Origin of the sequence: Enterobacter sp. E1 (assembly GCF_016809815.1) — a bacterium.
In the GTDB taxonomy this organism is placed as follows: Bacteria; Pseudomonadota; Gammaproteobacteria; order Enterobacterales; family Enterobacteriaceae; genus Enterobacter; species Enterobacter adelaidei.
The window spans coordinates 302,433-324,835 of record NZ_JAFBJM010000005.1 but is presented as its reverse complement, the minus strand read 5'-3'; the positions used below and the strand labels follow the sequence as shown (position 1 = coordinate 324,835).

General features: G+C 53.0%; 23 protein-coding genes. 8 read left to right on the top strand and 15 right to left on the bottom strand.

Annotation, left to right across the window (positions count from 1 at the left end; translation table 11 throughout):
• Positions 1-427 precede the first annotated feature (427 nt).
• Positions 428-994 (bottom strand): D-glycero-beta-D-manno-heptose 1,7-bisphosphate 7-phosphatase, encoded by a 567-nt coding sequence (gmhB, locus tag JGF26_RS15715; RefSeq protein WP_028018279.1) that lies wholly within the window; start codon positions 992-994, stop codon positions 428-430.
• 188 nt (positions 995-1,182) lie between these two features.
• Here gmhB and metN point away from each other — a divergent pair, with 188 nt between their 5' ends.
• The 6 genes from metN to proS all read left to right on the top strand — a co-directional run bounded on the left by metN (position 1,183) and on the right by proS (position 6,762).
• The gene (metN, locus tag JGF26_RS15710; RefSeq protein ID WP_028018280.1) at positions 1,183-2,214 is read left to right on the top strand and encodes a methionine ABC transporter ATP-binding protein MetN; all 1,032 of its coding nucleotides are present in this window, start codon (positions 1,183-1,185) and stop codon (positions 2,212-2,214) included.
• Positions 2,207-2,860: a methionine ABC transporter permease MetI gene (locus tag JGF26_RS15705; RefSeq protein WP_003856130.1), complete on the top strand. Its 654-nt coding sequence runs from the start codon at positions 2,207-2,209 to the stop codon at positions 2,858-2,860. Before metN ends, JGF26_RS15705 begins: the two co-directional genes overlap by 8 nt.
• 40 nt (positions 2,861-2,900) lie before the next feature.
• Positions 2,901-3,716 carry a methionine ABC transporter substrate-binding lipoprotein MetQ gene (gene metQ, locus JGF26_RS15700; protein ID WP_014168729.1) on the top strand — a complete coding sequence of 272 codons (816 nt, stop codon included), beginning with the start codon at positions 2,901-2,903 and terminating at the stop codon, positions 3,714-3,716.
• Positions 3,717-3,822: 106 nt separating this feature from the next.
• The gene (gene rcsF / locus JGF26_RS15695; protein ID WP_008501883.1) at positions 3,823-4,227 is read left to right on the top strand and encodes an Rcs stress response system protein RcsF; all 405 of its coding nucleotides are present in this window, start codon (positions 3,823-3,825) and stop codon (positions 4,225-4,227) included.
• On the top strand, positions 4,224-4,931 hold the full coding sequence (gene tsaA, locus JGF26_RS15690) for a tRNA (N6-threonylcarbamoyladenosine(37)-N6)-methyltransferase TrmO (protein ID WP_134708329.1): 708 nt from the start codon (positions 4,224-4,226) through the stop codon (positions 4,929-4,931). The genes rcsF and tsaA overlap by 4 nt, the downstream gene beginning before the upstream one ends.
• A 112-nt stretch (positions 4,932-5,043) precedes the next feature.
• Positions 5,044-6,762 (top strand): proline--tRNA ligase, encoded by a 1,719-nt coding sequence (gene proS / locus JGF26_RS15685; RefSeq protein WP_134708328.1) that lies wholly within the window; start codon positions 5,044-5,046, stop codon positions 6,760-6,762.
• 50 nt (positions 6,763-6,812) lie between these two features.
• Here proS and nlpE read toward each other — a convergent pair whose 3' ends face one another.
• From nlpE to JGF26_RS15670, 3 genes are read right to left on the bottom strand one after another with little or no spacing between them, the layout of a single operon-like run.
• Positions 6,813-7,511: an envelope stress response activation lipoprotein NlpE gene (nlpE, locus tag JGF26_RS15680; RefSeq protein WP_134708327.1), complete on the bottom strand. Its 699-nt coding sequence runs from the start codon at positions 7,509-7,511 to the stop codon at positions 6,813-6,815.
• A gap of 34 nt (positions 7,512-7,545) precedes the next feature.
• Positions 7,546-7,968, bottom strand: a complete 423-nt coding sequence (gene arfB / locus JGF26_RS15675; protein WP_134708326.1) for an alternative ribosome rescue aminoacyl-tRNA hydrolase ArfB — start codon at positions 7,966-7,968, stop codon at positions 7,546-7,548.
• Positions 7,965-8,510 carry a YaeQ family protein gene (locus JGF26_RS15670; RefSeq protein WP_049005322.1) on the bottom strand — a complete coding sequence of 182 codons (546 nt, stop codon included), beginning with the start codon at positions 8,508-8,510 and terminating at the stop codon, positions 7,965-7,967. The genes arfB and JGF26_RS15670 overlap by 4 nt, the downstream gene beginning before the upstream one ends.
• Before the next feature lie 196 nt (positions 8,511-8,706).
• Here JGF26_RS15670 and JGF26_RS15665 point away from each other — a divergent pair, with 196 nt between their 5' ends.
• Together JGF26_RS15665 and rof are read left to right on the top strand one after the other, a co-directional pair.
• Positions 8,707-8,907 (top strand): YaeP family protein, encoded by a 201-nt coding sequence (locus tag JGF26_RS15665; protein WP_008501889.1) that lies wholly within the window; start codon positions 8,707-8,709, stop codon positions 8,905-8,907.
• The gene (rof, locus tag JGF26_RS15660) at positions 8,894-9,154 is read left to right on the top strand and encodes a Rho-binding antiterminator (RefSeq protein WP_014830722.1); all 261 of its coding nucleotides are present in this window, start codon (positions 8,894-8,896) and stop codon (positions 9,152-9,154) included. The genes JGF26_RS15665 and rof overlap by 14 nt, the downstream gene beginning before the upstream one ends.
• Before the next feature lie 28 nt (positions 9,155-9,182).
• Here the strand turns inward: rof and tilS are convergent, their stop codons facing one another.
• The 11 genes from tilS to skp all read right to left on the bottom strand — a co-directional run bounded on the left by tilS (position 9,183) and on the right by skp (position 22,326).
• Positions 9,183-10,472, bottom strand: a complete 1,290-nt coding sequence (tilS, locus tag JGF26_RS15655) for a tRNA lysidine(34) synthetase TilS (protein ID WP_134708325.1) — start codon at positions 10,470-10,472, stop codon at positions 9,183-9,185.
• A 58-nt stretch (positions 10,473-10,530) separates the two neighbouring features.
• On the bottom strand, positions 10,531-10,920 hold the full coding sequence (locus JGF26_RS15650) for a VOC family protein (RefSeq protein ID WP_134708324.1): 390 nt from the start codon (positions 10,918-10,920) through the stop codon (positions 10,531-10,533).
• Between the two features lie 65 nt (positions 10,921-10,985).
• Positions 10,986-13,118 (bottom strand): lysine decarboxylase LdcC, encoded by a 2,133-nt coding sequence (locus JGF26_RS15645; protein WP_134708323.1) that lies wholly within the window; start codon positions 13,116-13,118, stop codon positions 10,986-10,988.
• A gap of 100 nt (positions 13,119-13,218) precedes the next feature.
• On the bottom strand, positions 13,219-14,178 hold the full coding sequence (gene accA, locus JGF26_RS15640) for an acetyl-CoA carboxylase carboxyl transferase subunit alpha (RefSeq protein WP_006810033.1): 960 nt from the start codon (positions 14,176-14,178) through the stop codon (positions 13,219-13,221).
• Positions 14,179-14,190: 12 nt separating this feature from the next.
• The gene (gene dnaE / locus JGF26_RS15635; protein ID WP_028018290.1) at positions 14,191-17,673 is read right to left on the bottom strand and encodes a DNA polymerase III subunit alpha; all 3,483 of its coding nucleotides are present in this window, start codon (positions 17,671-17,673) and stop codon (positions 14,191-14,193) included.
• Between the two features lie 38 nt (positions 17,674-17,711).
• Positions 17,712-18,308, bottom strand: a complete 597-nt coding sequence (gene rnhB / locus JGF26_RS15630) for a ribonuclease HII (RefSeq protein ID WP_134708322.1) — start codon at positions 18,306-18,308, stop codon at positions 17,712-17,714.
• Positions 18,305-19,453: a lipid-A-disaccharide synthase gene (lpxB, locus tag JGF26_RS15625; RefSeq protein WP_128348525.1), complete on the bottom strand. Its 1,149-nt coding sequence runs from the start codon at positions 19,451-19,453 to the stop codon at positions 18,305-18,307. The genes rnhB and lpxB overlap by 4 nt, the downstream gene beginning before the upstream one ends.
• Positions 19,453-20,241, bottom strand: coding sequence for an acyl-ACP--UDP-N-acetylglucosamine O-acyltransferase (lpxA, locus tag JGF26_RS15620; RefSeq protein WP_049005315.1), 789 nt, complete (start codon positions 20,239-20,241; stop codon positions 19,453-19,455). The genes lpxB and lpxA overlap by 1 nt, the downstream gene beginning before the upstream one ends.
• Positions 20,242-20,244: 3 nt before the next feature.
• Positions 20,245-20,700 (bottom strand): 3-hydroxyacyl-ACP dehydratase FabZ, encoded by a 456-nt coding sequence (fabZ, locus tag JGF26_RS15615; protein ID WP_010426706.1) that lies wholly within the window; start codon positions 20,698-20,700, stop codon positions 20,245-20,247.
• 102 nt (positions 20,701-20,802) lie between these two features.
• Positions 20,803-21,828, bottom strand: coding sequence for a UDP-3-O-(3-hydroxymyristoyl)glucosamine N-acyltransferase (lpxD, locus tag JGF26_RS15610; RefSeq protein ID WP_134708321.1), 1,026 nt, complete (start codon positions 21,826-21,828; stop codon positions 20,803-20,805).
• Positions 21,829-21,831: 3 nt separating this feature from the next.
• Positions 21,832-22,326: a molecular chaperone Skp gene (gene skp, locus JGF26_RS15605; protein ID WP_008501902.1), complete on the bottom strand. Its 495-nt coding sequence runs from the start codon at positions 22,324-22,326 to the stop codon at positions 21,832-21,834.
• Positions 22,327-22,403: the final 77 nt, after the last annotated feature.

The window sequence follows — 22,403 nt, the reverse complement described above, 5'->3', positions numbered from 1 at the left end:
GTGTTAGGCCTGCCGCCAGCGTTCAATCTGAGCCATGATCAAACTCTTCAATTTAAAAGTTTGATGCTCAATGAATTAAACTTCGTAATGAATTACGTGTTCACTCGTTGAGACTTGGTATTCATTTTTCGTCCGAGGACGTTAAGAATCCATGTCACTTTGAGTGCCCACACAGATTGTCTGATAAATTGTTAAAGAGCAGTTGCAACGCGGCTTTCAGCTCACCGTTGCGAGGTGGCGTATATTACGCTTTCCTCTTTCAGAGTCAACCCGTTATTTCAGGATTTTTTCTCTTCAACCGACCGGGTTGTTTGTGAAGTGATTCACATCCGCCGTTTCGATGGAGGCGCATTATAGGGGGCCGCCGAGGAATGACAAGCGGAAAAATGCATTTTTATTCCAACCGCTCACCTTTTCACCAAAAAGGTTATTTTTGGTGCTTTTTGATCTCTTTTGGCAGTTCAGCCAGACTATTAATCACCCAATCCGCTGCATTCTCTGCTTCTGGCGTCACTGGCTTACCGGTGCGTACTAATATTTTGGTGCCTACGCCAGCTGCGGTTGCCGCCTGCATGTCTTCAAGTTTATCGCCCACCATATAAGAAGCAGCCATATCAATGTGCAAAAACTCCTGCGCAGAGATAAACATGCCAGGGTGAGGCTTACGACAGTCGCAGGTCTGGCGATACTCTTCGACGGTACCTTGCGGATGATGCGGACAATAATAGATACCGTCGAGATCAACACCGCGATCGGCCAGCGACCAGTCCATCCATTCTGTCAGCGTTTCGAACTGCGCTTCGGTAAATTTGCCGCGAGCAATACCAGACTGGTTGGTGACAACCACCAATGCATAGCCCATCTCTTTCAGCTGACGCATTGCATCTATTACGCCTTCGATAAACTCGAACTCATCAATCTCATGGACATAACCGTGATCCACATTAATAGTGCCATCACGATCGAGAAAAATTGCGGGTACTGATTTTGCCACCGGTTTGCTCCTGAAAAAGGCATGTCCGGCTAGTATCTCATGAATCGCAGCGCAATAAAGTGCTCATCGTACAGAGTTGGATTGATTTAGACGTCTGGATGCCTTAACATCCGTTTTGTTTACGGTCATCACCCGTATATGGCAGAAGAAAATGCCACGGCTAACTTACATACGATAAAAATAATCTAATGATTAAACTTTCCAATATCACCAAAGTGTTCCAGCAGGGGAACCGAACCATTCAGGCGCTGAACAACGTCAGCCTGCATGTTCCTGCTGGTCAAATTTATGGCGTCATTGGCGCATCGGGTGCAGGTAAAAGCACGCTGATTCGTTGTGTTAACCTGCTTGAGCGCCCAACCCAGGGCAGCGTAGAAGTTGGCGGCCAGGAACTTACCGCCCTCTCAGAGAAAGAACTCACCAAAGCGCGTCGTCAGATTGGCATGATCTTCCAGCACTTTAACCTGCTGGCCTCCCGCACCGTTTTCGGCAACGTCGCCCTGCCGCTTGAGCTGGATAACACGCCAAAAGAAGAAGTGAAGCGTCGCGTCATCGAACTGCTCGACCTCGTGGGTCTGGGCGACAAACATGATAGCTACCCGGCCAATCTGTCCGGTGGGCAAAAACAGCGTGTGGCCATTGCCCGCGCGCTGGCCAGTAATCCAAAAGTACTGCTGTGTGATGAAGCCACCAGCGCATTGGATCCCGCCACTACACGTTCAATTCTGGAACTGCTGAAAGACATTAACCGTCGTCTGGGCCTGACAATTCTCCTTATTACGCATGAAATGGACGTGGTGAAACGCATCTGTGACTGCGTCGCAGTGATCAGCAACGGCGAACTGATTGAGCAGGATACGGTAAGTGAAGTGTTCTCTCATCCGAAGACACCGCTGGCACAGCAGTTCATTCAGTCCACGCTGCATCTGGATATCCCGGAAGATTATCTGGAGCGTTTGAAAACTGAACCCACTGCAGACAGCGTCCCTATGCTGCGCATGGAGTTCACGGGCCAATCTGTCGATGCTCCCCTGCTTTCCGAAACCGCGCGTCGCTTTAACGTGAACAACAATATCATCAGCGCGCAGATGGATTACGCCGGTGGCGTGAAGTTCGGCATCATGCTGACAGAAATGCACGGCACACAAGAAGAAACCCAGGCCGCGATTGCCTGGCTGCAAGAACACCACGTAAAAGTAGAGGTACTGGGTTATGTCTGAGCCGATGATGTGGCTGCTGGTTCGCGGCGTTTGGGAAACGCTGGCAATGACCTTTGTATCTGGCTTCTTTGGGTTTGTGATTGGTCTCCCGGTCGGCGTGCTGCTGTATGTAACACGTCCGGGGCAAATCATTGAGAACGCGAAACTATACCGCACACTCTCTGCGCTGGTGAATATCTTCCGTTCTATCCCGTTCATTATTCTGCTGGTATGGATGATTCCATTCACCCGCGTGATTGTCGGTACCTCTATCGGTCTGCAAGCTGCCATCGTTCCCCTGACTGTCGGCGCTGCGCCGTTTATCGCGCGTATGGTTGAAAACGCCCTGCTGGAGATCCCGACAGGTTTGATTGAAGCCTCCCGCGCAATGGGTGCCACACCGATGCAGATCGTACGCAAGGTGCTGCTGCCGGAAGCACTGCCAGGGCTGGTCAACGCGGCTACCATTACGCTTATCACCCTGGTGGGTTATTCCGCGATGGGGGGTGCAGTTGGCGCTGGCGGTTTAGGCCAAATTGGTTACCAGTACGGCTATATTGGATATAACGCTACCGTGATGAATACCGTTCTGGTATTGCTGGTTGTGTTGGTTTACTTAATCCAGTTCTCTGGCGATCGCATCGTCCGGGCTGTTACGCACAAATAACGTTACACACAACACAAACTCTACGAGTTAAGGATAAAACATGGCGTTTAAATTAAAGACCTTTGCAGCAGTAGGCGCGCTAATCGGCTCTCTGGCACTGGTGGGTTGCGGTCAGGACGAAAAAGATCCAAACCACATTAAAGTGGGCGTTATCGTGGGTGCAGAACAACAGGTTGCTGAAGTCGCTCAGAAAGTCGCAAAAGAGAAATATGGTCTGGACGTTGAGCTGGTGACCTTCAACGATTACGTTCTGCCGAACGAAGCGCTGAGCAAAGGCGATATCGATGCTAACGCCTTCCAGCATAAACCGTACCTGGATCAGCAGATCAAAGATCGTGGATATAAACTGGTTGGTGTGGGTAACACCTTCGTTTACCCAATTGCGGGTTACTCCAAGAAAATTAAATCTTTGGACGAACTGCAGCCAGGTTCTCAGGTTGCCGTGCCTAACGACCCAACCAACCTTGGACGCTCTCTCCTGCTGTTGCAGAAAGTGGGTCTGATCAAACTGAAAGACGGTGTTGGCCTGCTGCCAACCGTTCTGGATGTCACTGAAAACCCGAAAAATCTGAAAATTGTTGAGCTGGAAGCACCACAGCTGCCACGTTCTCTTGACGATGCGCAGATTGCCCTGGCCGTTATCAACACCACTTACGCCAGCCAGATTGGCCTGACGCCAGCCAAAGACGGTATCTTCGTTGAAGATAAAGACTCCCCGTACGTTAACCTGATCGTGACTCGCGAAGACAATAAAGACGCGGAAAACGTGAAGAAGTTCGTTCAGGCCTATCAGTCTGATGAAGTTTACCAGGAAGCGAACAAAGTGTTTAACGGTGGCGCTGTTAAAGGCTGGTAATCTCACCTCAGTGTAATATCATCAGGACGGGCTTATGCCCGTCTTGTCATTTGTGCAGTCAACTGATTCAATATCTGACGTTTTGATTATCCATTGAGGAACTATTATGCGTGCTTTACCGATCTGTCTTTTAGCACTCATGTTGAGCGGCTGTTCTATGCTAAGCAGATCTCCCGTTGAACCTGTTCAAAGCACGGCAACCCCGCCAAAAACAGAGCCTGCGAAACCGAAAGTGGTTCGTCCTGCACCGGTTCGCATTATCACTAAGGCTGATGAGCTCGTCGGTAAACCGTTCCGTGAACTGGGTGAAGTGAGCGGTGAGTCCTGCCAGGCGACCAACCAGGACTCTCCACCGAATATCCCGACAGCGCGTAAACGCATGCAGATCAATGCCGCAAAAATGAAAGCTAACGCTGTTCTGCTGCACAGCTGCGAAGTGACCAGCGGTACACCGGGCTGCTACCGTCAGGCAGTATGCATCGGTTCTGCGCTGAATATTACGGCGAAATGAGTGCATTTCAGTTCGAGCAAATAGGCGTTATCCGCTCGCCCTATAAAGAGAAGTTCGCCGTACCTCGCCAGCCCGGTCTTGTCACCAGCGGAAGCGGTGAACTTCACCTGATTGCACCTTACAATCAGGCCGATGCGGTACGCGGACTCGACGCTTTCAGCCATTTATGGGTGGTATTTGTGTTTCACCAGACGATGGAAGGTGGCTGGCGTCCAACCGTACGCCCACCCCGGCTTGGTGGAAATGCGAGAATGGGGGTGTTTGCGACGCGTTCGACCTTCCGTCCAAACCCGGTTGGAATGTCGCTGGTCGAACTGAAGGGTATACGTTGCCAGAAGGATCAGGTGATACTCGAGTTAGGCAGTCTTGATCTTGTGGATGGCACACCGGTTATCGACATCAAACCCTATTTGCCTTTCGCCGAAGCTCTCCCGGACGCGCGCGCAAGTTATGCTCAGGATGCCCCCCAGGCGGACATGCCTGTATATTTTACGCCTGAGATAGTAACTCAGCTGAGTCAACTGGAGAAACACTATCCTCGTTTGCAGAATTTCATCACCGAAGTTCTGGCGCAGGACCCCCGTCCCGCTTATCGCAAAGAAGAGGAAGCCGGGAAAACCTACGCTGTCTGGCTGCTGGATTTTAACGTTCGCTGGCGCGTCACACAGGCAGGTTTTGAAGTGTTTGCCCTGGAACCCAGGTAATTTTAATCTCCTCTCTTTTGGCATCTTTGCCACACTGGTAAACTAAACCACTTTTTTTGTGTCAGGTTGACCTTTCAGCCTGTCTCACTAGTCGAAACGGAACCGTAACAACATGCGTACTAGCCAATATCTGCTCTCCACTCTGAAGGAGACGCCTGCCGACGCCGAAGTGATCAGCCATCAGCTGATGCTGCGCGCCGGGATGATCCGCAAGCTGGCCTCCGGGTTATACACCTGGCTGCCGACCGGCGTGCGCGTCCTGAAAAAAGTCGAAAACATCGTGCGTGAAGAGATGAACAACGCCGGTGCTATCGAGGTGTTAATGCCGGTTGTTCAGCCCTCTGAGCTGTGGCAGGAGAGTGGTCGCTGGGAGCAGTACGGTCCGGAACTGCTGCGTATTGCCGATCGAGGCGATCGTCCGTTTGTCCTCGGCCCAACGCATGAAGAAGTCATTACCGACCTGATTCGTAATGAGCTGAGCTCTTACAAACAGCTGCCGCTGAACTTCTTCCAGATCCAGACCAAATTCCGTGACGAAGTTCGCCCACGTTTCGGCGTCATGCGCTCTCGCGAATTCCTGATGAAAGATGCCTACTCTTTCCATACCTCTCAGGAATCTCTGCAAGAGACCTACGACAAAATGTACGAGGCTTACAGCAAAATCTTCTCCCGTATGGGCCTGGATTTCCGTGCTGTGCAGGCTGATACCGGCTCCATCGGTGGTAGCGCATCCCATGAGTTCCAGGTACTGGCGCAGAGCGGTGAAGACGATGTGATCTTCTCTGACTCCTCAGATTACGCGGCAAACATCGAATTTGCAGAAGCGCTGGCACCAAAAGAGCCACGTGCAGCTGCAACACAAGAGATGACGCTGGTTGATACGCCAAACGCAAAAACCATTGCCGAGCTGGTTGAGCAGTTCAATCTGCCAATCGAAAAGACAGTGAAAACGCTGCTGGTGAAATCCACCGAAGGCAGCGCTTATCCGCTGGTTGCACTGCTGGTGCGTGGCGATCACGAGCTTAACGAAGTGAAAGCAGAGAAGCTGCCGCAGGTTGCCAGCCCGCTGACGTTCGCTACAGAAGCTGAAATCCGCGCTGTGGTCAATGCTGGTCCTGGCTCTCTGGGTCCGGTAAACATGTCTGTGCCTGTTGTTATTGACCGTACGGTAGCGGCAATGAGCGACTTCTCTGCAGGTGCCAACATCGACGGTAAACATTACTTCGGCATCAACTGGGATCGCGATGTGGCGACACCTGAAGTGGCTGACATCCGTAACGTCGTTGCTGGCGACCCAAGCCCGGACGGACAGGGTACGCTGATGATCAAACGCGGCATCGAAGTCGGTCACATCTTCCAGTTGGGTGATAAATACTCTCGTGCGATGAACGCTGCCGTTCAGGGCGAAGATGGTCGTAACCAGATCCTGACCATGGGTTGCTACGGTATCGGGGTAACACGTGTTGTGGCCGCAGCGATTGAGCAGAACTATGACGAGCGTGGTATCGTCTGGCCGGACAACATTGCACCGTTCCAGGTCGCGATTCTGCCAATGAACATGCACAAGTCTTACCGCGTGCAGGAACTGGCTGAGAAGCTGTACGCTGAGCTGCGCGCTCAGGGTATCGAAGTGCTGATGGATGACCGTAAAGAGCGTCCAGGTGTGATGTTTGCTGATATGGAACTGATCGGTATCCCACATACCATCGTCATCGGCGACCGTAACCTCGACAGCGACGAAATTGAATACAAATACCGTCGTAACGGCGAGAAACAGATGATCAAGACCGGCGACATTCTTGATTACCTGGTGAAAGCCATTAAAGGTTAAGAAACAAAAAACCCCGCTCCGGCGGGGTTTTTTAATGGGGCTATGTCGGCTTACTTGCTGTTGCAGTCTTTACCCGCGACAAACTTCGCGTCTTTATCTGCTACCAGCGTTTTCACCATCTCTCCGCTATCCGGGTTTGGCTCCAGCGTAAAGTGACCGTCGACCGTCAGCAATACCGGCTTACTGTCATTACCGCGTGCAACAGCGTAATCACGCTCAAGCTGTGCGTTGTTCGCCACGCTGACTTTTCTGCCTGTTGCGCAGTCGGTAAAGATCGCCGCATCAGCCATATAGAAATACATGCCCCGCATTGCCATCGGCGTGGCAGGCAGGGCCGCCTTTACCGGTGCCAGCGTGTAGTTGAACTGGGACTCAATCGGATTACCTTCGCGGTCGAGCATCTCCATCCCCTCGCCTTTAGCGCGGAAATAGGTTTTCTCACCTGTGGTATCCGTCAGGACCAACTTCTCAGCCGTACGCGCCCATGTCCCGTAAGTCGCAAAAGAAGACGGTTCTTTCGCGCCCTGATACCGCTGATTCATCACCCAGGTACCGTCTTTTTGCAGGAACAGAGACGTTTCAATGCCCTCACAGTCTGCACAAGGCAATACGCCGCGCCAGCTCTGCTGCATGGGCTTTAACTCTTCATTCTGCGCGGGCTGCAAAACCTGCGTTTCAGAACGGTTGTTACACCCGAAAAGCGCAAACAGCGTACTCACTGCCAGCGCTGATAATAATGCTTTTTTCACAATGAATTCCTTCTGAAAATTGTGTTCCCTTTCGTCACTCCATGGGGCGACGAACTTTACCGCGTAGTGCTTTCACTGTGGATTTTTGGGCCTTCGACGACAGCCGACGCTCTTTCGATGCGCGAGTAGGCCGCGTTGCCCGGCGGCTCTTTTGTACCGCTGTTAATTCTTTGATTACCGCCACTAGCCTGGCGATGGCCGCTTCCCGGTTGAGCTCCTGGCTGCGGTATTCCTGAGCTTTGATCACCATCACGCCATCGCCGGTGATCAGGTGATGGCTGGCAGCAAGCAGGCTTTCTTTATAATACTCTGGCAGGCTTGAGGCCCGAATGTCAAAACGCAAGTGGATAGCCGTAGAAGCCTTATTGACGTGCTGTCCCCCTGCCCCCTGAGCACGAATGGCGGTGATCTCCAGCTCATTGTCAGGAATGCTGACGTTTCGGGATAAGACGATCATGAGGCGGGTTGCCACGCCGTCAAATGAATTTCCAGATTATTCTGAGAATCAGAGAGCCAGATTGCGCCATCCTGAATCGTCGCCTGCAGGATCATGGTCCGGCTGGCAAAGGCACTCAACTGCGCCAGTTGCTCATCATCCAGATACCAGACGGTAAGATTGGCAAACTGCCTGCATTTGCTCTTATTTTGCTGCCACCAGATCTCCGCAGCACGCTGATTATACGCAAATAACGCGACTTCAGCAGACTGAGTGCAGGCCTTTTTAATACGACGTTCATCCGGCAGGCCAAGTTCAATCCACAGATCGATACCCAGATGATCGTTGCGCAGCCAGGCTTCTGGCTCGTCCTCTGCGCTTAAGCCTCGGGTAAATTGCAGTCGCTCGTCAGCATACTTAATCCACGCCAGCAGGCGCAGCATCATGCGTTCCTGAGTTTCTGAGGGGTGGCGTGCCAGAGTAAGCGACGCATCCAGGAACTGGTTGCGATCAAGATCGGCCACATTGACCACTGCTTTATAAATTGTCGCTTTCAGCGCCATGAGAGAACTCCATTCTAATCAGGCGCACATTGTAGCGAAAACAGCGGCAAAAGGCTGTTACTGGGTGATAAATACACCACTATCAAGGCTCTGATATTGCTTAAATGAGTATGGTATAGTCACCTTGCTAAACCGAGTTTATCTTCGTAGGCTTAATGATATCTCACAGTAAGTCAGTGCGCTGGCGGGAGGGGATGTGAATAATTATTGTGAGTTAATTCGCAAACGGTATGCGGAAATCGCCAGCGGGGATCTGGGGTATGTCCCGGACGCGTTGGGCTGTGTATTGAAAGTGCTTAATGAAGTGGCCTCTGATGAGAGCCTTTCAGAGTCGGTCAGGGAGAAAGCAGCGTATGCTGCGGCGAATTTACTGGTGAGCGATTATGTCGATGAATGATACTTATCAACCCATCAATTGTGATGACTATGACAACCTCGAACTCGCCTGCCAGCATCATTTAATACTGACGCTGGAGCTAAAAGATGGCGAAGTGTTGAAGGCGAAAGCCAGCGATCTGGTTTCGCGTAAGAATGTGGAATATCTGATCGTGGAAGATGCCGGTGCGACGCGTGAGTTGCGTCTGGACAAAATAGCCAGCTTCAGCCACCCACAAATCGGCACCGTTGTGGTGAGCGAGTCCTAATCATACTAACGGGCAGTCAAACTGCCCGTTACGCTTTCTGCCATGCAAAACTAACACCCTCTTCTGCCCATCCCTCTTCCGTGATGAAAACCCCTGCAGCAGCAATCAGCGTTTCGCCGTAGAAAAGGAGTGGTGTGGTATCGCGCAGCCACGGTGGCACGTTACACTCCTGCCATATTTTCTTCAGCTTCCGCCCCCCGTTTCGCCCGACGATATGCAGCATGCCGCCAGCCTTAAAGCGCACGGAGATCTGTTCACCAGGCTCCGGTAGGCGCACATGGCCAGACGGTACCAGAGAGACTCGTCCTGCATCACAGGGCAATATCAGCGGTAATTCGGGTGACGACCAGTTGAGTACGACATCGCTAAAAGAGGGGGTAGATTTTATCCACCAGAGCTTCCCTTTATAGCGCCTTACATCAAAACCATTCATATGTACGCACGGGGACGCATCCTCACGCGACTGAGCAACTTCGTCCCAGATACGGGTCAGCATTGCCCGCGATGGCATCGCGGCGCGATGAGTGGCCAGCCAGCGTCGTAGCAGTGCCGCCCGACGCACCGGGCTCATCGCTTCCAGCGGCGCGATCGCCAGCGCTCCGTCTTCAGAGATCAGTTCAGCCAGCTCTTCACTCAACAACTCATCCAGCAATGCTTCCTGTTCGGCGCACAGCATGGCGCTTCTTGCTGTCGCGTCAGCAAAATGCGGCCAGCGCTCGCTCAAAAGCGGGAGGACATGCAGACGCAGAAAATTACGGTCGTAGCTGTCATCCTGATTGCTCTCATCTTCAATCCAGTTCAGCTGATATTCCCGTGCCCAGGCTTCCAGCGACGCACGTGTCTCACCCAACAGCGGACGAAGTAATGTCGTCCCGGAAAATTCAGCACGTTCGGGCATGGCAGAAAGCCCCGCCGGCCCGCTGCCCCGTTTTAGCGCCAGCAAAAAGGTTTCGCACTGGTCATCCAGATGCTGAGCCGTAACCAGCGCTTCGCCTGGCTGTATTACGCTGGCAAAAGCGGCATAACGCGCTTTACGTGCTTGTGCCTCAATCCCCAGCCCTTCGTCCTGAAGCGTGACGCGCTCAGCAATGAACGGGATCGCCCACGCGGCACACTGCGCCTCACAGTGCGCCACCCAGGCATCGGCATGAGAACTCAATCCGTGGTGGATATGTACCGCCCGAAGCTGAACGTCAGGCTCCCGATCGCGCCAGAGCTTCAAACGATGAAGCAGAACGGTAGAATCCAGGCCACCGCTAAACCCCACCAGCAGCTGGCGGTACGGTGAAACGGCTTGTGCGATAGCGGGTAAGGTCATAGGAAATTACACATAAAAAATGCCCGAACTGAGCGGGCATTATCACACAGGAAAATCATTACTGCTGATAAAGCTCCAGCGGCAGGCCGTCCGGGTCACTGAAAAAGGTGAAACGCTTGTCGGTGAACGGATCGACGCGTATCGCTTCGCACGCCACACCGTGCGCTTCCAGATGTTTTACTGCGCAGTCCAGGTCATCAACGCTAAAAGCAAGATGGCGCAGACCACAGGCTTCCGGGCGTGACGGGCGTGCAGGTGGGAAGGGAAAGGAGAACATTTCAATCACATATTGCCCGTTTAACGCGAGATCCCCCTTCCAGGAATCACGTTCCTCACGATAGGCCTCGCTCAACAGCGTAAAGCCCAGGATATCGCAGTAGAAGGCCTTACTTTTCGCGTAATCGGACGCAATGATCGCAATATGATGAACAGCTTTTAAACCCAGCATAGCTTCTCCTTTTTATGATCCCTGAACGTTACAACCGAAAACCCGCACCTGGCAAGTGACCATCTTTATTTTAGGACTCGCACCCAGTAAACGCCGTTCTCATCACGCTTCGCACCGTGGATATCCGTCTCAAATCCTGGATAGTGACGCCCTACCGAGCAAAGCATCAACAGAAAATCGAGCACGGCCCGGCTTTCCTCGGTAATCATCTCTCCCGGCATCAGGAGCGGTACGCCCGGCGGGTAAGGCAGGATCATGTTGGCCGATACGCGCCCGACAAGATTTTCCAGCTCAACGGTTTCGACCTCCCCTTTCACCTGCCGCTGCCATGCTTTGTGTGGGGTAAGCTTCATTTCTGGCAACACATCAAACGCCTGCAGCATCAGGCGCGGGAGATCGTGCTGCCGAATAAGCCGATGGATCCCCTGAGCGAGATCCTGAATACGCATATTGCGATAGAAGTCAGGATCCTCAGCATAGAGATCCGGCAGCATGTTTTTCACCCGCAAGTTGAGATCATAAGCGCGCTTAAACTCCATCAGGCCGCGCAATAGACCCATCGCCCGGGTTTTATCAATACCAATACTGAAGAGGAACAGCAGGTTATAAGGACCCGTTTTTTCAACCACCACACCCCGTTCATCAAGAAATTTCGCCACCAGCGCGGCGGGGATCCCTTCGTCGCTCATCTTACCCTGCTCATCCATGCCCGGCGTCAGGATCGTGACTTTTACCGGGTCGAGGAACATATGGTCGCCATCAGCTTCGCGGAAACCATGCCAGTTTTCACCGGGTGAGACGGGCCAGCATGCTGCTTCATCAATCTCTTCCGGTTGCCAGATATCGAAGAACCAGCCGTCAGCTTCATCTTTAAGTCGCTGAACTTCTTTACGAAAATGCAGTGCTCGTTCAACCGAGCGGTTAATCAAACGCTTACCAGGATTACCGCGCAGCATTGCCGCTGCCGTTTCAATGGAGGCAACCAGCGGATAGCTCGGCGAGGTCGTGGTATGCATCATAAAGGCTTCGTTAAACGTCTCTTCGTCGTACTCGCCTTTGATGTGAATCAGCGATGCCTGAGAAAACGCAGCCAGCATCTTATGCGTCGACTGCGTTTCAAAAAACACTTTACCCGGCACACGTTCACCACTCATCCCGCTTTTCCCTGCGTAAATCGGGTGGAAATTGGTGTAGGGCACCCACGCGGAATCAAAGTGGATCGAGGGTACGTCCAGCGTCTGTTTGATCCAGTTGGTGTTGTACAGCAAACCGTCATAGGTGGAATTGGTAATCACCGCATGGACAGGCCAGCTTGCGCCGGGCACTGCCGCGACCTTGCTTTCAATGGCTTCATGCGTAAACTCCCGGCGCGGAATGCCGCCAAGAATACCGAGCGCGTTACGCGTGGGTGACAGCCAGAGCGGTACGACGTCGCTCATCATCAGCAAGTGGGCCAGCGATTTATGGCAGTTACGGTCAATCAGCAAGGTGCTACCAGCGGGGGCGGCGTACATCCCGACAATTTTGTTCGAGGTCGAGGTGCCATTGGTCACCATATAGCTTTGCTCAGCGCCGAACGTGCGGGCGATATACTCTTCAGCTTCCAGATGCGGGCCTGTATGGTCGAGCAGAGATCCCAGCTCAGTGACCGAAATCGACACGTCCGCTTTTAGCGTATTGCCACCAAAGAAATCATAGAACAGACAGCCCACCGGACTTTTTTGATACGCCGTTCCCGCCATATGTCCGGGCGTACAGAAGGTATATTTACCTTCTTTCACATAGGTAAACAACGCACGGGTAAACGGTGGCGTGATGTTATCGAGATATTCACGCGTGTACTGCTGAATACGGGTCGCAATATCGTCCGCGACGCCAAGCGAATATTCAAAGAACCACAGCGCCATACGCATATCATGGGCGCTGACATCCATTGTCGAGTGGGTATTGATAAACGCGTACAGCGGGAGATATTCGTTCAGCTTGTTGATATCGCTGCACAGCTCGAGGTCGTATTCATCCCAGTCGAAGATTACCCCGCAGATACGCGGGTTGTGCTCAATAAATTTCAGCAGATCGGCGCTATTGTGTGGCCAGATCAGCTGGTACCCGCGCGACTGCAGGGTTTGTTCCAGCTCCTTGATGGGCTCGTCTTTATAAAAGACGCCGTGCGGCCCCATAATGGCAATAATGTTCACGGTTTACCTCCTTGAAAAATATTAGCTAAGCATAGTTAAGGTAAACGGCAGGTATAAAAAAAGCCGCAACATTGTGCGGCTTTTCAGACAATTGTGAAGCTTATGCGTAACCGTAGGTCATCAGACGCTGATAACGACGGTTCAGCAAATCTTCTTTGCTCAGCACGTCGAGGTCCGCCAGGTCCGCCAGCAGCTGTGCTTTCAGGGAAGCCGCCATCACTTCAGGCTTGCGATGCGCGCCACCCAGAGGTTCCGGGATAACGGTATCGATCAGCTTCAGCTCTTTCAGACGTGGAGCAATAATGCCCATCGCCTCTGCGGCCAGCGGCGCTTTGTCGGCGCTTTTCCACAGAATGGACGCACAGCCTTCCGGAGAGATAACGGAATAGGTGCTGTATTGCAGCATGTTAACTTTATCGCCAACGCCAATCGCCAGCGCACCACCGGAACCACCTTCACCGATAACGGTACAGATGACCGGCACGCTCAGGCGAGACATCTCACGCAGGTTGCGTGCGATAGCTTCAGACTGGCCACGTTCTTCCGCGCCCACACCCGGGTATGCACCCGGCGTGTCGATAAAGGTGATGATTGGCATGTTGAAACGCTCAGCCATCTCCATCAAACGCAGAGCTTTACGGTAGCCTTCTGGTGCAGGCATACCAAAGTTACGACGGATTTTCTCTTTGGTTTCACGACCTTTCTGATGACCAATGATCATCACCGGGCGTCCATCCAGACGAGCAATACCACCGACGATGGCTTTATCGTCAGCGTATGCGCGATCGCCGGCCAGTTCGTCAAATTCATCAAACGCCAGGCGGACATAATCCAGGGTGTACGGACGCTGTGGGTGACGCGCCAGCTGGGCAATCTGCCATGCGCCGAGATCGGCAAAGATTTTGCGCGTCAGTTCTACGCTTTTTTCGCGCAGACGATGCACTTCTTCGTCGATGTTAATATCCAGTTTTTCATCCTGACGGCTTACCGCTGTCAGAGAATCGATTTTCGCTTCCAGCTCAGCAATCGGCTGTTCGAAATCAAGGAAATTCAGACTCATAGTATTCCTGTATTAGTCAAACTCCAGTTCCACCTGCTCCGAACCAATGAGGCCACGGAGATCGTTAAGTAAACGATCGCTCGGAGAGACACGCCACGTTGCACCAAAGCGCAACCGCGCACGTGCATCCGCCCTCTGATAGTAGAGATGTACTGGAATTGTCCCCGAGCGGTGGGGTTCCAGAGACTGACGGAGTCGGTTTAAAAGCTGGTCATCAATTTGCCTGTCCGTCAGCGAGATAGCAAGCCCGCGAGCATATTTTTCCCGGGCTTCGTCAATGTCCATCACTTCGCGGGCGGTCATTTTAAGCCCCCCGCTGAAGTCATCAAAGCTGACCTGTCCGCTGACGATAAGTATGCGGTCTTTTTCCAGCAATTGCTGGTATTTATCCAGCGCGTCGGTGAACAACATCACCTCCAGACGCCCGGAACGGTCATCCAGCGTACAGATGCCGATACGATTGCCGCGCTTGGTGACCATTACCCTTGCAGCAATCACGAGCCCCGCAGCCGTGGTGATTTTACCACGTTCTGTCGGATGCATGTCTTTCAGCCTGTAGCCTCCGACATAGCGCTCAATTTCTTTGATGTACTGGTTGATCGGGTGACCCGTCAGGTACAAACCTAACGTTTCACGCTCACCATCCAGTACCACCTGTTCTGGCCACGGCAGGCAGCTGGCGTATGACTGCTCGATCTGCTCTGGCTCTTCTGCCAGCACACCGAACATATCCGCCTGGCCAATGGCTTCCGCTTTCGCATGTTGATCGGCTGCTTTCAGCGCATCGCCGAGCGAGTTCATCAGCGCGGCGCGGTGCGGCCCGAGCCTGTCGAACGCGCCAGACATGATCAGTTTTTCCAGCACGCGGCGGTTCAGTTTTTTGGTATCCGTACGGGCGCAAAGATCGAACAGCTCACGGAAATAACCACCGTTGTTACGGGCTTCGATGATCGCTTCGATCGGCCCCTCACCTACGCCTTTGATCGCACCGATCCCGTAGACAATTTCCCCGTGCTCGTTGACGTGGAAATGGTAAAGACCTGAGTTGATATCCGGCGGCAGGATCTTCAGCCCCATGCGCCAGCACTCATCCACCAGACCAACCACCTTCTCGGTGTTGTCCATATCGGCGGTCATAACCGCCGCCATAAACTCAGCCGGATAGTGCGCTTTCAGCCACAGCGTCTGATACGAAACCAAAGCATAGGCGGCAGAGTGAGATTTGTTAAATCCGTACCCGGCGAATTTCTCCACCAGGTCGAAAATTTTCATTGCCAGTTCGCCGTCAACGCCGTTCTTTTTCGCCCCTTCTTCGAAGGTGCCACGCTGCTTGGCCATCTCTTCCGGCTTTTTCTTACCCATCGCACGACGCAGCATGTCCGCACCGCCAAGGGTATAACCAGAGAGCACCTGGGCAATCTGCATAACCTGTTCCTGGTACAGAATGATGCCGTAGGTCGGTTCCAGTACTGGTTTCAGGCTTTCATGCTGCCACTGAACGTCCGGGTAGGAAATCTCTTCGCGCCCGTGCTTACGGTCGATAAAGTTATCTACCATCCCTGACTGAAGGGGCCCCGGACGGAACAGCGCCACCAGTGCGATCATATCTTCGAAACAGTCAGGTTGCAGACGTTTAATCAGGTCTTTCATGCCGCGGGATTCAAGCTGGAAGACCGCGGTGGTCTCCGAGCGCTGCAGCATGTCGAAACTTTTCTTGTCATCCAGCGGGATAGCGGCAATATCCAGCGGCGGCTCGCCGTTCTTCTCACGACGGGCGTTGATCATCTCCAGCGCCCAGTTGATGATGGTCAAAGTACGCAGACCTAGGAAGTCGAACTTCACCAGCCCGGCGTATTCCACATCGTTCTTGTCAAACTGGGTAACCGGATGCTGACCTGCTTCATCACAGTAAAGCGGCGCAAAATCGGTAATTTTGGTTGGAGCGATAACCACCCCACCCGCATGTTTCCCGGCGTTACGCGTGACCCCTTCCAGCTTACGCGCCATGTCGATCAGCGCTTTGACTTCTTCGTCAGCTTCGTAAATTTCCGGCAGTTGCGGCTCGGCTTCGAACGCTTTCGCCAGCGTCATGCCCGGATCGGGCGGGACCAGTTTCGAGATACGATCAACAAAGCCGTACGGATGTCCCAGCACGCGGCCTACGTCGCGGATAACCGCTTTTGCCGCCATCGTACCGAAAGTAATAATCTGCGATACCGCATCACGACCGTACATATCCGCCACGTGCTCGATAACCTGGTCGCGTTTCTCCATGCAGAAGTCGACGTCGAAGTCGGGCATGGAGACACGTTCCGGGTTAAGGAAACGTTCGAACAGCAGGTCGAATTCCAGCGGATCGAGGTCGGTAATTTTGAGCGCATAAGCAACCAGTGAACCCGCACCGGAACCACGTCCCGGACCTACCGGCACGCCGTTGTCCTTCGACCACTGGATAAACTCCATAACGATCAGGAAGTAGCCCGGGAAGCCCATCTGGTTGATCACCTGGAGTTCTATATCCAGGCGTTCGTCATATTCAGGACGACGTTTTTTGCGTTCTTCTTCATCCGGGAACAGGAATTCCAGACGCTCTTCCAGACCCTCTTTGGATTTCACGACCAGGAAATCTTCCGTGGTCATATCTCCCGTCGGGAACTGCGGAAGGAAGTATTCTCCGAGGCGCACGGTAACGTTGCAGCGTTTTGCTATCTCGACGCTGTTTTCCAGCGCTTCCGGAATATCGGAGAAGAGTTCGCACATTTCCTCTTCGCTGCGCATATATTGCTGCGAGGAGTAATTACGCGGACGCTTTGGATCGTCGAGGGTAAAGCCATCGTGGATAGCGACGCGTATTTCGTGCGCGTCAAAATCACCAGACTCCAGGAAACGCACGTCATTCGTTGCCACCACGGGCAAGCCGCGCTCTTCAGCCAACGCGACAGCAGCGTGCAGATAATTCTCTTCGTCAGGGCGGCCAGTACGAATCAACTCCAGATAATAGCGATCCGGAAAGTACTCTTCATAAAACGAGACGCACTGTTCCACCAATGCGCTGTTGCCACGCAGCAGGCATTTACCGACATCCCCCATACGGCCGCCAGAGATGAGCAGCAGCCCTTCATTTAGCTCAGCCAGCCAGTCGCGATCGATCCACGGCCCCAGCGCGCCATAGCCGCGTTGATAGGCTTTTGAGATAAGCAGTGTGAGGTTTTGATATCCCGTGTTGTTCATCGCTAACACGGAGATTTGCGTCATTTCATCGCCGATGAGATCGCTCTGCACATGAAAATCTGCACCGACGATAGGCTTCATCCCCGCGCCATGCGCCGTTCCGTAGAACTTCACCAGGCCACACAGGTTGGTAAAATCGGTGATCGCCAGTGCAGGCATGCCAAGAGAGGCCGCCTTTTTAACCAGCGGTCCGGTCTTCGCCAGCCCATCGATCATGGAGTAGTCACTATGCACCCGCAGGTGTACGAAACGTGGTTCAGCCATCTTCAGATTCCGCGTTACTTAATTGCTTGCGTATTGATTCAGGACACCAGTCCCAGCGCGCGTTTCACCGGGCCAAAGCTGCGCCGGTGATGTTCGGTTGCGCCATGTTCAGCCAGCTTTTCCAGATGGAAAGCTGTTGGATACCCCTTGTGCTGGGCGAAACCATACTGAGGGTAAGTGAGATCCAGCGCGGCCATTTCGGCATCGCGTGTCACTTTGGCAATAATAGAAGCGGCACTGATTTCAGCAACGCGACTATCGCCTTTGACCACGGCCATCGAAGGCATAGGCAATGACGGACAGCGGTTACCGTCAATCAGGACGTATTCCGGGGGTATTTTCAGACCCGCCACCGCACGCTGCATCGCCAGCATCGTGGCATGCAAAATATTCAGCTCGTCGATTTCATGCGGTTCAGCGCGCCCCAGGCTCCAGGCCAGCGCCTTCTCCTGAATCTCACTAAACAGCGCCAGTCGACGCTTTTCGGACAATTTTTTAGAGTCGTTCAGTCCAATAATCGGGCGGGTCGGATCGAGGATCACCGCTGCGGTAACTACTGCCCCGACTAACGGACCACGCCCCACTTCATCCACACCTGCCACAAGATGGGTGTGAGGATAAACAAATTCCATCATTTTGCTAACTCCAGCACCGCATCAGCCGCTTGCTCATCGGCATTACAGCGGATCTGCTGATGCAGTTCACGGAACGTATCATGCATCTGGTGGCTGGTCTTGCCGTCGGCGAGCAGCGGCAGCAGAGCATCGGCAAGCGCCTGCGGCTGGCACTCATCCTGCAACAGCTCTTTCACCAGCTCGCGCCCGGCAAGCAGGTTTGGCAGGGAGACATAATCCGTTTTCACCAGACGTTTTGCCAGCCAGAAGGTGAACGGCTTCATGCGATAGCCGACCACCATCGGGCATTTCGCCAGCATACATTCCAGCGCCGCCGTGCCGGAGGCCAGCAGCGCGGCATCGCTCGCGTACATCGCTTCCCGCCCTTTCCCGTCCAGAAGACGAACGTGAAGATCCGGGGCGACTTCCGCTTTGATGCGCTCAAACTGCTCGCGGCGTTTGGCATTCACCAGCGGAACAACCACTTCAAGGTCGGGATAGGTCTGGCGAAGAATTTGCGCTGTTTTGAGGAAATCGGCGCTCAGCATCTCAACTTCTGCGCCACGGCTGCCTGGCAGCAATGCCAGACAGTGCGCATCATGCGGGATGCCGAGCACGTCGCGCGCCGCGTTTTTATCCGGATCCAATGGCATCGCATCCGCCATGGTATGACCGATAAAACGACACGGAACATTAAATCTGTCGTAAAACGCTTTTTCGAAAGGCAGGAAAGCCAGCACCAGGTTGGTGGACCGTCCGATTTTGAAAACACGTTTTTGTCGCCACGCCCAGACGGACGGACTGACGTAATGAATGGTTTTTATGCCCTGCTTTTTCAGATTCCCTTCGAGGGTAATGTTGAAATCAGGTGCATCGATACCGACAAACACATCGGGTTTCAGTTCGGTAAAGCGGCGAGTAAGATCGGCACGAATATGCAGTAAACGGCGTAGCCGCCCCAGCACCTCAACGATGCCCATCACAGCCAGCTCTTCCATTTCATACCAGGCTTCACAGCCTTCGGCCTGCATCAGCGGGCCAGCAACGCCAACAAATCGTGCATTGGGTACACGCGCCTTAAGCGCACGGATAAGACCTGCACCAAGAATATCGCCGGAGGTTTCTCCGGCGACCAGGGCTATCGTAAGCGGACGACTGTCGACCATTAACGAATCAGGCCCCTTGTTGAACGGTCAAAGAACTCCATGAACGCGTTCACTTCCGGGTACTTATTCGCCAGCTCGGCAATTTCCGGCTTCGCCTCTTCCAGCGTTTTGCCGCTACGGTACAGCAGTTTGTACGCGTTGCGGATGGCAGTAATCGCTTCGCGGCTAAAGCCACGACGCTTGAGGCCTTCGATGTTCACGCCAAACGGCGTGGCATGGTTGCCCTGCGCAATCACATACGGTGGGACGTCCTGCGCCACACCGGAGCATCCGCCGACCATCACGTGTGCACCAATAATGCAGAACTGATGGACTGCGGTCATGCCACCAATAATTGCGAAGTCATCAACCGATACGTGTCCTGCCAGCGTTGCGTTGTTGGCAAGAATACAGCGGTCACCCACGGTACAGTCGTGCGCGATATGCGCATTAACCATAAACAGGTTATCGCTGCCCACCTTCGTCAACCCACCACCCTGTACTGTTCCACGATGAATGGTGACGCTTTCGCGAATACGGTTACGATCGCCAATTTCCAGACGGGTCGACTCACCAGCATATTTAAGATCCTGGTTAACTTCGCCGATGGAGGCGAACTGATAGATCTCGTTATTGCAGCCAATGGTCGTGTGACCATTCACGACAACGTGAGATTTCAGTACTGTACCCTCACCAATTTCGACATGGGGTCCAACAATACAAAACGGGCCAATGTGGACGTTAGCGCCAATGATGGCACCGGTTTCCACAATCGCGGTAGGATGAATAAAGGCGGATTTATCAATCACGTATCAGGACTCCCGGCTACGAGCACACATCATCGTCGCTTCGCAAACAACTTTGCCGTCAACCAGCGCTACGCCTTTGAAGCGAGTCAGGCCACGACGCGTTTTTTCAAAAGTGACTTCCATGATCATCTGATCACCAGGCACGACAGGGCGCTTAAAGCGCGCTTCATCAATACCCGCGAAGTAATACAGCTCACCTGGCTCCAGTTTGCCAACGCTTTTAAACGCCAGAATACCGGTAGCCTGAGCCATCGCTTCCAGAATCAACACACCCGGGAAGATAGGCTTACCAGGGAAGTGCCCCTGGAAGAACGGCTCGTTCACGGAAACATTTTTCACTGCGCGCAGAAAACGACCTTCTTCAAAATCCAGCACACGGTCTACCAGCAGAAACGGGTAGCGGTGCGGCAGAAGTTCTAAAATCTCTTCAATATGCAGAGTATGAGTGTCAGTAGTCAAAATACTCTTCCTGTCAAAATGTACTGATAACAATAATAACACGGCCTGCCGGTTTATTAGAAAGCCGACAGGCCGGGAAAAATAGCGTTAAACGGATGACGTTTAGTCTTGTTGATCGATCTTGCGCTCAAGAGACTTGAGACGCTTGCTCATATCATCAATGTTCATCACCAGAGCTGCTGTTTTACGCCATACCTTGTTGGGTTGCAGCGGGATGCCGGAGGAATAGACGCCAGGTTCAGTGATAGGGCGCATTACCATGCCCATTCCCGTCACTGTGACTTTGTCGCATATTTCCATATGGCCATTAATCACGCTCGCGCCGCCAATCATGCAGTAACGGCCAATTTTCAGGCTGCCAGCCATGATGACGCCCCCCGCTACCGCGGTATTGTCGCCAATCACAACGTTATGCGCAATCTGGCACTGGTTATCAATGATAACACCATTGCCAATGATCGTGTCGTCAAGCGCGCCACGGTCAATAGTGGTACAGGCCCCGATCTCCACACGATCGCCAATGATCACGCGACCAAGCTGTGGGATTTTAACCCAATTACCACGATCGTTAGCGTAACCAAAGCCATCCGAACCAATCACTGTACTGGACTGGACGAGGCAATTTTCGCCAATTTCAACTTCATGGTAAATGGACACATTGGCCCATAAACGGGTCCCGGCGCCGATTTTCGTATTTTTCCCAACGAAGCAACCCGGTCCGATAACGACGTTATCGCCCAACACTACGCCAGACTCGATAACGGCATTCGCACCAACCGCTACGTTGTTACCCAACTGAGCCGTCGGATCAATGGCTGCACTGGCAGCAATGTTCTGGGCCGGCTGCGGCGTGGTATCAAGAATTTGAGCCATGCGTGCATACGTCAGGTAGGGATTTTTCACTACCAGTGCAGCGCTAGTGGCAAGCGGAAGATCGTCCTGCGTCAGAACAACAGCTGACGCCTGGCATTGAGCCAGTTGTTCACGGTACTTAGGGCTTACCATGAAGGTAATCGTGCCAGCTTTAGCAGATTGCATGGACGCAACAGCGGTGATGACGATATCGCCATCACCGTGTAATTCTGCATCCAACTGCTGAGCTAAATCAGCCAGTCGAATTGAAGGCATTACTTATTTAACCTGTTTCAGAACATCAGCGGTGATGTCTTTAACATCTTTGCTGTTGAAAGCGACGGCGTTCGCATCAACAACCAGATCGATGCTCTGATCGGCAGCCACTGCTTTAACAGCAGTCTGAATGCGAGTCACCAGCTTGCCACGTTCTTCGTTAGAACGACGCTGACGATCCTGCTCGAAAGCCTGCGCTTTCTGAGAGAACGCCTGGCGCTGAGCCATTACGTCTTTTTCCAGCTTGCTGCGATCGCTTGCTTTCATGGTAGAACCATCACGCTGCAGACGCTGCATTTTGGACTGAAGATCGTTTTCCATACCCTGCAGTTCGCTTGCACGGCCTTTGAATTCGTTTTCCAGAGTCGCAGAAACGCCAGTTTTCTGTGCAACCTGCTGGAACAAATTACCCATGTTGACGATTGCAATTTTGTCTGCTGCCTGAGCAGAAGTTGCCATCGCTAAACCGAGACCTGCAGCTAATAACCACTTTTTCACAATTAACTCCTTACCATCCCATTGGCACCAGAAGGTACCGTTCTTTGCGTGGCAAGGCGATCGTGTTACCGATCGCC

Coding starts and splice junctions, on each gene's coding strand:
- metN (WP_028018280.1), top strand. CDS start 1,183: ATGATTAAACTTTCCAATATCACCAAAGTGTTCCAGCAGGGGAACCGA.
- JGF26_RS15705 (WP_003856130.1), top strand. CDS start 2,207: ATGTCTGAGCCGATGATGTGGCTGCTGGTTCGCGGCGTTTGGGAAACG.
- metQ (WP_014168729.1), top strand. CDS start 2,901: ATGGCGTTTAAATTAAAGACCTTTGCAGCAGTAGGCGCGCTAATCGGC.
- rcsF (WP_008501883.1), top strand. CDS start 3,823: ATGCGTGCTTTACCGATCTGTCTTTTAGCACTCATGTTGAGCGGCTGT.
- tsaA (WP_134708329.1), top strand. CDS start 4,224: ATGAGTGCATTTCAGTTCGAGCAAATAGGCGTTATCCGCTCGCCCTAT.
- proS (WP_134708328.1), top strand. CDS start 5,044: ATGCGTACTAGCCAATATCTGCTCTCCACTCTGAAGGAGACGCCTGCC.
- arfB (WP_134708326.1), bottom strand. CDS start 7,968: ATGATCGTCTTATCCCGAAACGTCAGCATTCCTGACAATGAGCTGGAG.
- JGF26_RS15670 (WP_049005322.1), bottom strand. CDS start 8,510: ATGGCGCTGAAAGCGACAATTTATAAAGCAGTGGTCAATGTGGCCGAT.
- rof (WP_014830722.1), top strand. CDS start 8,894: ATGTCGATGAATGATACTTATCAACCCATCAATTGTGATGACTATGAC.
- tilS (WP_134708325.1), bottom strand. CDS start 10,472: ATGACCTTACCCGCTATCGCACAAGCCGTTTCACCGTACCGCCAGCTG.
- JGF26_RS15650 (WP_134708324.1), bottom strand. CDS start 10,920: ATGCTGGGTTTAAAAGCTGTTCATCATATTGCGATCATTGCGTCCGAT.
- accA (WP_006810033.1), bottom strand. CDS start 14,178: ATGAGTCTGAATTTCCTTGATTTCGAACAGCCGATTGCTGAGCTGGAA.
- dnaE (WP_028018290.1), bottom strand. CDS start 17,673: ATGGCTGAACCACGTTTCGTACACCTGCGGGTGCATAGTGACTACTCC.
- rnhB (WP_134708322.1), bottom strand. CDS start 18,308: ATGATGGAATTTGTTTATCCTCACACCCATCTTGTGGCAGGTGTGGAT.
- lpxB (WP_128348525.1), bottom strand. CDS start 19,453: ATGGTCGACAGTCGTCCGCTTACGATAGCCCTGGTCGCCGGAGAAACC.
- lpxD (WP_134708321.1), bottom strand. CDS start 21,828: ATGCCTTCAATTCGACTGGCTGATTTAGCTCAGCAGTTGGATGCAGAA.